Source organism: Actinomycetospora rhizophila (assembly GCF_042657905.1).
GTDB lineage: Bacteria > Actinomycetota > Actinomycetes > Mycobacteriales > Pseudonocardiaceae > Actinomycetospora > Actinomycetospora rhizophila.
In genome coordinates this window covers 268,939-278,590 of the sequence record NZ_JBHSKG010000004.1, presented here as the reverse complement: position 1 = coordinate 278,590, position 9,652 = coordinate 268,939, and the positions used below count along the sequence as shown (strand labels likewise).

The following is a 9,652-nucleotide window of genomic DNA, read 5'->3' as shown; positions in this document are numbered from 1 at the left end:
CCGGTCATCGCAGGCTCACCCCGTCCTCGCCGTCGACCTCGGTCATGCGCACGGCGACGTCCTCCGAACGGTTGGTCGGCACGTTCTTGCCGACGTAGTCCGCGCGGATCGGCAGCTCGCGGTGCCCGCGGTCGATGAGCACCGCGAGCTGGACCGCCCGCGGCCGGCCGTGGTCGCGCAGGGCGTCGAGGGCGGCCCGCACGGTGCGTCCGGAGAACAGGACGTCGTCGACGAGCACCACGACCGCGTCGTCGATGCCGCCGGGCGGCAGCTCGGTCTCCGCCAGCGCGCGCGTGGGACGCATCCGGAGGTCGTCGCGGTAGAGCGTGGGGTCGAGCGTCCCGGTGGGCACGACCGCCCCGGTGATCTCGGTGATGCGCTCGGCGAGCCGTCGCGCCAGGTAGGTGCCCCGGGTCGGGAGCCCGAGGAGGACCACCCGGGCGGACCCGCCGTCCGGGGTGGTGCGTTCGATGATCTCGTGGGCGACGCGGGCCACGGTGCGCGCGAGATCGGCCGGAGAGAGGAGCTCGCGCTCACCCTCGGCACTCGCGCCACCCGACCCGGGTTCGCCCCGGCGCCTCGACGGCACGGGGTGGACCCTCCTTCTCCGCCTCGCCGGACGGCTCTTAAAGGATGTCGGTCAGGACTCGCTCCGACACTATCAGCGACGACACGCCGACCCGGCGGCGCCCGGGTGACGGTCGTCATCGCGCTGGTCCGTGCACGGCACTACGCGCCGTGGTCCGTGCTCGGACGGAGTGCCACGAGCCACACCGGCGACGATCCGTACGGATCCCGGCTTGACCATGTGACGGCACTGGGCGCATCATCACTCTCCGTATCGACTTCGCTGAGTGCACGGGCGGGGCGAGCCGGGCGACGCGAGAGGACGGGTGTCCGCCAGATGGGTGACTACGCGAAGGCGCTGGGGTCCAAGCTCCGGGGCATCCGCCAGCAGCAGGGTCTGTCACTGCACGGGGTCGAGCAGAAGTCGGGCGGGCGGTGGAAGGCCGTCGTCGTCGGGTCGTACGAGCGCGGCGACCGCGCCGTGACCGTGCAGAAGCTCGCCGAGCTCGCCGACTTCTACGGCGTCCCCGTGGCCGAGCTCCTCCCCGAGGGCCGCGTGCCCTCCGGCTCGGAGCCCGCCGCCAAGATCGTCATCAACCTCGAGCGGCTGCAGCAGCTGCCCGCCGAGAAGGCGGGTCCGCTGGCCCGCTACGCCGCCGCCATCCAGAGCCAGCGCGGCGACTACAACGGCAAGGTCCTCTCCATCCGCAACGAGGACCTGCGCTCGCTCGCGATCATCTACGACATGAGCCCGGGCGAGCTGTCCGACCAGCTCGTCGACTGGGGGGTCCTCCCGCCCGAGGCGCGCGTCGCCCGGGCGATGGACGAGTAGCCCGGGCTCGTCAGCTCGCGGTCACGGGAGCAGCGAACGGGCGGTTCGCTGCTTCTTCGCGTCCGAACTCCCCGTTCGCGGGGCCGCCTCAGCCGCCGGTCGGCTCGTCCGACACGGGCGCGCTCTCGTCGGGCGCGAGCTCGACCCCGGCCGGCAGGTCCACGCGGTCGGGGCTCGGCGCCGCGACCGTGCCCGGACGCCCCGAGGACACCCCGGCCAGCACCCCGTTGACGAAGCGCGGCGAGTCGTCGGTCGACAGCTCGCGCGCCAGGTCGATCGCCTCGTCGATCGCCACCGGGTCCGGCACGTCGTCGGACCACCGGATCTCGAAGACGCCGATGCGCAGGATCATCCGGTCGACCGCCGGCATCCGCGCCATCGTCCAGCCGCGCGCGTAGGACGAGATGACCTCGTCGATCTCCTCGCGGTGGGCGACGACGCCCTCCACGAGCGAGGCCGCGAAGTCCGACACCGGCGGGGCGTCCGCGCCGGCGATCCGCCGGGCGAGCACCTCCTGCGCGTCCTCGGCGCGGGCCTCGGACTCGAAGAGGATGTCGAGGGCCCGCTTGCGGGCCTTGGAACGGGAACCCTTGCGGGGCTCAGCTCCGCTGCGTGTCACCTCAGCCGCTCACGCGGCCCAGGTAGCGCCCGTCCCGGGTGTCGACCTTGACCTTGGTGCCGGTCTCGAGGAACAGGGGGACCTGGATCTCCGCACCCGTCGACACCGTCGCCGGCTTGGTGCCGCCGGTGGAGCGGTCGCCCTGGACGCCCGGGTCGGTGTGGGTGATCTCCAGCTCGACCGAGGCCGGCAGCTCGATGTAGAGCGGCGCGCCGTCGTTGAAGGAGACCTGGACCTCCTGGTTCTCCAGGAGGAACCGCGACTGGTCGCCCACCGTGGTCGCCGACACCGGCACCTGCTCGTAGTCGGCGGCGTCCATGAAGATGAAGTCGTCGCCGTCGCGGTAGAGGTAGGTCATGTCGCGGCGGTCGACGTTCGCGGTCTCGACCTTGGTGCCCGCGTTGAAGGTCTTGTCGACGACCTTGCCGGTCATGACGTTCTTCAGCGTCGTGCGGACGAAGGCGCCGCCCTTGCCGGGCTTGACGTGCTGGAACTCGGTGACGGTCCAGAGGTTGCCGTCGATCCGCAGCACGAGGCCGTTCTTCAGGTCGTTCGTCGTCGCCACGGGAGCGCTCTCTCCTACGTCTCGTCTCGGGACTCGGGAACGAGGTCCCGGGGGCTCTGCGTGAGGGGCACGGCCCCGCCGTCGGTGACGACGAGCGTGTCCTCGATCCGGACCCCGCCCCGCCCGGCCAGGTAGACCCCCGGCTCGACGGTGACCGTCATGCCCGCCACCAGGGTAGCGGTCGCCGTCGCGGACACCGCCGGAGCCTCGTGGATGACGAGCCCGACCCCGTGGCCGAGGCCGTGCACGAAGTGCTCGCCGAGACCCGCGGCGGTGATGACGTCGCGGGCCGCGGCGTCGACGTCGCGCGTGGCTGTACCCGGCGCGAGCGCCGCCCGGCCCGCCGCGGCGGCCTCGGCGACGAGGGCGTGCAGGTCGCGCTGCCAGTCGGCCGGCGTGCCGACGACCAGGGTGCGCGTCATGTCCGAGTGGTAGCCGTCGACGAGCGCGCCGAAGTCCATGGTCAGCAGGTCGCCGTCCGCCAGCGGCGCGTCGGTGGGGCTGTGGTGCGGGATCGCCGCGTGCGCGCCGGCGGCGACGATGGTGTCGAACGACGGCGCCTCGGCGCCCGCCTCCCGCATCCGCTCCTCGAGCTCGCGGGCGACCTCGCGCTCGGTGCGTCCTTCGCGCAGCCCGCCCGAGCTCACGAGCCCGGCCAGCGCGATGTCGGCGACGGCGCACGCCTGGCGCAGCGCGTCGATCTCGCCCTCGTCCTTCACCGCCCGCAGGGTCTCGACGAGGCCCGGCGCCCGCGTCAGCTCGCCGCCCGGCAGCGCGGTGAGGAGGTCGGCGTGGCCGTCGACGGTGACGTGGGCGCTGTCGAAGCCGACCCTGCCGTCGCCGACCCTGCCGTCGCGCCCGGCCAGCAGCGCCGGGGCGCACGCCCGCTCGACGAGCACCGGGAGATCGGGCGTCTGCGCGGCGGCCTGGGTGGTGTAGCGGGCGTCGGTGGCGAGCACGGTGCGGTCCTCGCCCCGGTCCGCGTCGTCGCCGGCGTCGACGAGCAGCGCGGCGTTGGACCCCGTGAAGCCGGTGAGGTACCGGACGTTGACCAGGTCGGTGACGAGGAGCGCGTCCAGCCCGGCCTCGCGCAGCAGGTCACGCAGCGCGTCGCGGCGCCGCGCGTGCCCGCCGGGCGCGCGGTCCGGACGGGTGGGCTCCACACCCGTCAGCGTAGGAGACGGGGGGTCGTACGGTGTCGGGGTGCGTCCCTGGGTCCTGCGTGCACTCGTCCTCACCGTGGTCTACGGCGTCGCCCAGGCGTTGTTCGTGGCCCTGCGGTCGTGGTCGCCCGACCTGATGCGGCTGTGGAGCGTCGTGCTCCTGCTGGTCGTGGTCGCCGTGGTGATCGGTTGGGTGGGCACCGAGATCGTGCTCGACCGGCGGCCGCCGGAGTGGACCTGGTTCCTCGCGGCCCTGGCCGGCGCACCGGCCGCCGGGCTGCTGAGCTGGATCCTGCTGGCCCTGCTCGTCGACGGCACCGGGGTCGCCGACCTCCAGGCCGCGCTCGTCGGCCGCGCCTCGTTCACCGCCCTGCTCGTCCTCGCCTCGGTGTTCGTCGGCAACCGCCTCGGCTGGCTGTCGCTGCGCCGTCACGGCGAGGGCGCCGACGACCCGATGCTCGACGCCGACGACGAGGCGGTGGAGCGCGAGGTGGCCGACGAGCGCGCCCCGTCCGCCGCGCGCGCGGCCGCCCGGGTCGGCGTGGTGCCGGCGCGCGTGGTCCCGGCCGCGGAGCCGGCGGTCGCGGGGGTGCGCACGCCGCGGCGTCGTTCTCCCGAGCGTGTCCCCGCGGGGGCACCGGAAGGCCCCGAGATCGCCGAGCGCGAGCGGATGCCCGAGGCGCCCCGGCTGGCCGGGCAGCGCCGTGCCTCCACGGTCCGGCCGGCGGCCCCGGTGTCCTCGCCGTTCGGTGGGAACACGGCCCCGGAGCCGGCGGGCGACGTGCCCGAGTCGCTCGAGCCGCCGGTCGTCGCGGTGCTCCCGGCCTTCCCGCGCCCGGGCGGGCCGCTCGACCCGACGGGCTCGCAGCCGGCGGTCGATCCGGAAGCCGTCGGGCCGGCTGCGGTCGGGCCGGCCGCGCCGGCCGAGCCCGGGGCCGACGATCCCGAGCGCGGCCCGCGCCGCAAGTTCGGGCTGCGGCGCCCGAAGGGCTGACGCCGTCCGGGCTCGGCCTCCGGGGTGCGCGCGCCAGCCGTCTGCGCGTCGGCGTGACGAACGAACGCGCTGTTCGCTGCGTCAGAAGCAGCGAACGGCGCGTTCGTGTCATCGGGGGCGGGGGTGCGGGGTCAGGGGTGCGGGGTCGAGGCGCGCGGAGCGGAGGCCCCAGCGTCGGCGCCCCGGGCGCCCGGAGAGATCAAGAGAGCGAGAAGCACCTCGCGCGGGGTGCCGAGGTGCCTGCTGCTCTCCTGATCTTCGAGACCGAGGGGCGCGCGCCCGCCCAGCATGATCAGGAGCGTGCCGTTGCACCTCGCGTGCGGGGCGGGGATCAGCTGGCGAGCTCGGCGTAGGCCGCGGCGAGATCCGCGGGGTCCGGGCCCTCGAGGCGGCCCGGGGTCGCGAGGCCGTCGAGCACGACGAAGCGCAGTAGGGCGCCCCGGGACTTCTTGTCCAGGCGCATGGTGGCGACGAGGTCGTCGAACGCGTCGGCGGGATAGGTCGTGGGGAGCCCGACCGACCGCAGGGTCGCCGCGTGCCGGTCGGCCGTCGGGTCGTCGAGACGCCCGGCGCGCCGCGCCAGCTCGGCGGCGAACACCAGGCCCACCGACACCGCCTCGCCGTGGCGCCAGCGGTAGTCCTCGCGGCGCTCGACGGCGTGGCCCAGGGTGTGGCCGTAGTTGAGGATCTCGCGCAGGTGGGACTCGCGGAGGTCCGCGGCCACGACGTCGGCCTTGACCCGCACCGACCGCACGACCAGCTCGCCGAGGGCCTCGCCGGCCGGGTCGAGGGCGCCGTCGGGGTCGGCCTCGACGAGCTCGAGGATCGCGGGGTCGGCGATGAAGCCGGTCTTGATCACCTCGGCCATGCCGGCGGCGAGCTCGGGGCGGCCCACGGTGGCGAGGGTGTCGAGGTCGGCGACGACCGCGGCGGGCTCGTGGAAGGCGCCGACGAGGTTCTTGCCGGCGCCGGTGTTGATCCCGGTCTTGCCGCCGACCGCGGCGTCGACCATCGCGAGCAGCGTGGTCGGCACGTGCACCACCCGCACCCCGCGCATCCAGGCCGCCGCGACGAAGCCGACGAGGTCGGTGGCCGCTCCCCCGCCGACCGCCACGAGGGCGTCGGAGCGGGTGACGCCGAGGCGCCCGAGCTCCTCCCAGCACGCGCCGGCGGTGGCGAGGTCCTTGCCGTCCTCGCTCTCCGGGAGCACGAGCAGGTGGGTACGGGTGCCGGCGGCGTCGAGCTGCTCGCGGATCGCCGTGGCGACGCCCGCGACGGCGGGCTGGTGGCAGATGACGACCGTGGCGGTGCCGGCGAGCGTCTCCGCGACGGCACCGGTGACCCCGCGGCCGACGACGACGTCGTAGGGCGAGGCGCTCGCGACGTGCAGCCGCTGCTCGGTGATGGGGCTACCGGCCGGCACGGTCGGCCTCCGGGGACAGCGCGGCGAGCACCGCGTCGACGACGGCCGCCGGCTCGAGGTGGTCGGTGGCGATCTCGTGACGGGCGGCCGCGCGGTACACCGGCAGCCGCTCCTGGAGCAGCGCCGAGAACGTCGCGCGCGGGTTGACCCCGGCGAGCAGCGGGCGGGCCGTCGAGAGGCCGACCCGCCGGACGCCGGCGGCGAGCCCGACCGCGAGGAAGACCACCGGGTGGCCCTCGAGGTCGGCGCGCACGCCCTCGGTCATCGGCGCGCCGCCGCCGAGGGCCAGCACGCCGTCGTGCTCGGCGAGGGCGCGTGCCACCGCCTCGCGCTCCATGACGCGGAAGGCGGCCTCGCCGTCGGACAGGAAGATGTCGCTGATCGCCCGGCCCTGGTCGGCCTCGATGATCGAGTCGCTGTCGGTGAAGGGCACCCCGAGCCGCTCGGCGAGCAGCTCGCCGACCGTCGACTTGCCCGCCCCCGGCGGACCGATGAGGACCGCGACGGGGCTCACGGCTCGCTCCGCAGCAGGTGTGGGTCGATCGCGCCGCGATAGGCCTCGAGGTTGCGGGCGGTCTCGCGCAGCGAGTCGCCGCCGAACTTCTCCAGCGCCGCGTCGGCGAGCACGAGCGCGACCAGCGCCTCGGCGACCACCCCCGCCGCGGGCACCGCGCACACGTCGGAACGCTGGTGGTGGGCGACGGCGGCCTCGCCGGTGGCGGTGTCGACGGTCGCGAGGGCGCGCGGCACCGTGGAGATCGGCTTCATGGCCACCCGGGCCCGCAGGGGCTCACCGTTGGTCATGCCGCCCTCGATGCCGCCGGCACGGTTGGAGGCGCGGCTGATGCCGGGCTCGGCGACGTGCATCTCGTCGTGCGCCGCGGACCCCCGGCGCCGTGCCGTCGTGAACCCGTCGCCGATCTCGACGCCCTTCATCGCCTGGATGCCCATGAGCGCGCCGGCGAGGCGGGCGTCGAGGCGCCGGTCGGCCTGCACGTAGGACCCGAGCCCCACCGGCAGGCCGTGGGCGACGACCTCGACCACGCCGCCGAGGGTGTCGCCGTCCTCCTTGGCGGCGTCGACCTCGGCCACCATCGCCTGCGTCGAGGCGTCGTCGACCGCGCGCACCGGGCTCGCGTCGATGCGCTCGCCGTCGCCGGGCATCGGGATCGCGCCGGGCGTGGCGTCGGCGGTGCCGAGGCTGACGACGTGCGAGAGCACCTCGACGCCCAGGGCCTGCGCGAGGAAGGCCTTGGCGATCGCACCCAGCGCCACCTTGGCGGCGGTCTCGCGCGCGCTCGCCCGCTCGAGCACCGGACGGGCCTCGTCGAACGCGTACTTCGTCATGCCGGCGAGGTCGGCGTGACCCGGGCGGGGGCGGGTGAGCGGCGCGTTGCGCGCCCGGCCCTCGATGAGGGCGGGGTCGACCGGGTCGGCCGACATGACCGTCTCCCACTTCGGCCACTCGGAGTTCGCGATCCGGATCGCGACCGGGCTGCCGAGCGTCACGCCGTGGCGCAGCCCCCCGGACAGCTCGATCTCGTCGGCCTCGAAGGCCATCCGCGCGCCGCGCCCGTAGCCGAGGCGCCGCCGCGCCAGCTCGGCCGACACCTCCTTCGAGCTCACCGACACGCCCGCGACCATGCCCTCGAGCACGGCCGTGAGCGCCGCCCCGTGCGACTCTCCCGCCGTCAGCCACCGCAACACGCGTCCATCGTTCCACGTCACCCGCGATCACCCGTCCGTCAGGGACGCCGTGAGGACGAGCCATGCCGCCACCAGCAGCGGAGGCCCGAACGGGACGCGCCGTACACCCCGGATCGAGGCCAGCGCGAGCACGCCCAGCGAGGCCAGGACGACCGCGAGCACCGGCGCCGACCAGGACGCGGCGGCCAGCGGCGCGCCGAGCGACGGAGCGAGCTTGACGTCGCCGGCGCCGAGGGCGGTGGGCGCGGCGAGGTGCACGGCCGCGCAGACACCGCCGAGAGCCACCCCGCCGACGATGCCCGCCGCGAGTACGAACGGGTCGAGCGGGACGAGGGCCAGGAGCATGACCACCGCCGCCGGCCCCGTGAGGGCGTCGGGCAGGCGGCCGGCGGCGAGGTCGACCGCGCTCCCGGCGACCACGAGCGCGCCCAGCACCAGGTGGGCGGGCAGCCACACCACGGGTACCACGCCCGCCGCGACGAGCCCCGCGGCGAGGGCCCAGAGCACCGCGAGCACCCCGGCGCACGCCGGGGCCGGCACGAGGGCCCCGCGGCGCATCCGCGCCAGCCACGCCCGGACGGCACACCCGCCCAGGGCACCCGCTCCCCCGCCGGCCGTCCCGGCGAGCACCACGTCCCTGACCACGTCGTCGAGCCTGTCCCGGCGAGGCCCGATCCGTCACGCAGCGGCCCCGGAGCCTGTGGACGCATCCGGCCGATGGGGACGGCGATCGGGTCAAGGGCGCCACGCCCGCGGATCGAGCGGGGGGCTTTCCTGACGTTGAACGCCGGCGTGGCCGCCACGCTGAGACACCCCCGTGCCTCGGAGACCGCCCGGCGTGTCGCGCCGGCGAGGATGTGGCGAGCCTGGCGTGAGACGCCAGCAACGCCGCATCGCTCGAACCCGGCGACGTCAGCGCCGGGGCAGCAGGGGCAGGAGCGGGGTGTCGGTGGTGGCCGCGAGGGCACCGTGCATCGCCGCCCGCGGCGCGGCCAGCCCCGTGAACTGTTCGACCTGCCCGAACGCCTGGTGCAGGAGCATGTCGAGGCCCGTGGCCACGGCGAGCCCGCGGGCCGCGGCGGCACCGGCCAGGGGCGTGGGCCACGGGTGGTAGACGGCGTCGAGCACCACCGCCCACGACGGCAGCGGCGCCACCAGACGCTCGGCGAGGTCACGGTCCACGGATCCCGCCGGTGTCGTGTTCACCAGCGCCTTGGTGTCGGCGAGGTCCCGCGCCGACAGGTCCGCCCACGTCACCGCCCGCCGAGCGAACCCGAACTCCCGGGCGACGGCCAGCGTGCCGGCGGCGCGCTCGGGGTCCCGCAGGACGAGGGTCACCCCCTCGCACCCGATGTCGTAGAGCCCGCCCAGGGCCGCGCAGGCGGTCGCGCCGCTGCCCAGCACCACGGCGTCCGCGTCGAACACGGTCGGCGGGACGTCCCGCACCCCCGCCGCCCGCAGGGCCCCGGCGACGCCGTCGACGTCGGTGCAGTCCGCGGACCACCCGCCCTCGCCCGCGACCAGGGTGTTCGCCGCGCCCACGCGCCGGGCGCGCAGCGACACCGAGGACGCCACCTCCAGCGCCGCCCGCTTGCCGGGCATCGTCACCGACAGCCCGGCCCAGGACCCGTCGAGCCCGCGCACGAAGGGCGGCAGCTCCTCGGCGGTGCACTCCACGGTCTCGTAGGTCCAGTCGTCGAGCCCGAGCGCGGCGTAGGCGGCGCGGTGCAGCACCGGCGAGCGCGAGTGCGCGACGGGCGAGCCCAGGACAGCGGCACGCAC

10 protein-coding genes and 1 pseudogene are annotated in these 9,652 nt (G+C 75.6%); 2 read left to right on the top strand and 9 right to left on the bottom strand.

Annotated features, from left to right (window positions below; translation table 11 throughout):
- Positions 1–4 precede the first annotated feature (4 nt).
- Positions 5–589: a bifunctional pyr operon transcriptional regulator/uracil phosphoribosyltransferase PyrR gene (pyrR, locus tag ACFPK1_RS10710; protein ID WP_378020897.1), complete on the bottom strand. Its 585-nt coding sequence runs from the start codon at positions 587–589 to the stop codon at positions 5–7.
- A 315-nt stretch (positions 590–904) separates the two neighbouring features.
- Between pyrR and bldD the strand changes: the two genes are divergently transcribed.
- Entirely contained in the window at positions 905–1,399 is a 495-nt protein-coding gene (gene bldD / locus ACFPK1_RS10705; RefSeq protein WP_133830245.1) for a transcriptional regulator BldD, read from the top strand.
- 169 nt (positions 1,400–1,568) lie between these two features.
- On the opposite strand, the pseudogene nusB reads toward bldD, so the two are convergent.
- The 3 genes and pseudogenes from nusB to ACFPK1_RS10690 all read right to left on the bottom strand — a co-directional run.
- A pseudogene (gene nusB, locus ACFPK1_RS10700) lies at positions 1,569–2,018 on the bottom strand (transcription antitermination factor NusB); the annotation flags it as partial.
- Between the two features lies 1 nt (position 2,019).
- Positions 2,020–2,583 (bottom strand): elongation factor P, encoded by a 564-nt coding sequence (gene efp, locus ACFPK1_RS10695; RefSeq protein WP_378020896.1) that lies wholly within the window; start codon positions 2,581–2,583, stop codon positions 2,020–2,022.
- A 14-nt stretch (positions 2,584–2,597) separates the two neighbouring features.
- Positions 2,598–3,746, bottom strand: a complete 1,149-nt coding sequence (locus tag ACFPK1_RS10690) for a M24 family metallopeptidase (RefSeq protein WP_378020895.1) — start codon at positions 3,744–3,746, stop codon at positions 2,598–2,600.
- A gap of 40 nt (positions 3,747–3,786) precedes the next feature.
- Between ACFPK1_RS10690 and ACFPK1_RS10685 the strand changes: the two genes are divergently transcribed.
- Positions 3,787–4,740 (top strand): hypothetical protein, encoded by a 954-nt coding sequence (locus tag ACFPK1_RS10685; RefSeq protein ID WP_378020894.1) that lies wholly within the window; start codon positions 3,787–3,789, stop codon positions 4,738–4,740.
- A gap of 331 nt (positions 4,741–5,071) precedes the next feature.
- Here ACFPK1_RS10685 and aroB read toward each other — a convergent pair whose 3' ends face one another.
- The 5 genes from aroB to ACFPK1_RS10660 all read right to left on the bottom strand — a co-directional run bounded on the left by aroB (position 5,072) and on the right by ACFPK1_RS10660 (position 9,652).
- Positions 5,072–6,145 (bottom strand): 3-dehydroquinate synthase, encoded by a 1,074-nt coding sequence (gene aroB, locus ACFPK1_RS10680; RefSeq protein ID WP_378021014.1) that lies wholly within the window; start codon positions 6,143–6,145, stop codon positions 5,072–5,074.
- A 4-nt stretch (positions 6,146–6,149) separates the two neighbouring features.
- A complete protein-coding gene (locus tag ACFPK1_RS10675) occupies positions 6,150–6,677 on the bottom strand; it encodes a shikimate kinase (RefSeq protein WP_378020893.1) in 528 nt (175 codons plus the stop codon).
- Entirely contained in the window at positions 6,674–7,870 is a 1,197-nt protein-coding gene (aroC, locus tag ACFPK1_RS10670; RefSeq protein WP_378020892.1) for a chorismate synthase, read from the bottom strand. Before aroC ends, ACFPK1_RS10675 begins: the two co-directional genes overlap by 4 nt.
- A 27-nt stretch (positions 7,871–7,897) precedes the next feature.
- On the bottom strand, positions 7,898–8,515 hold the full coding sequence (locus ACFPK1_RS10665) for a prepilin peptidase (protein ID WP_378020891.1): 618 nt from the start codon (positions 8,513–8,515) through the stop codon (positions 7,898–7,900).
- Between the two features lie 267 nt (positions 8,516–8,782).
- Complete coding sequence (locus ACFPK1_RS10660; RefSeq protein WP_378020890.1) at positions 8,783–9,652, bottom strand: shikimate dehydrogenase; 870 nt, start codon at positions 9,650–9,652, stop codon at positions 8,783–8,785.

What these genes read in the sequence shown, in the direction of transcription:
- bldD (WP_133830245.1), top strand. Translation starts at nt 905, where the DNA reads ATGGGTGACTACGCGAAGGCGCTGGGGTCCAAGCTCCGGGGCATCCGC.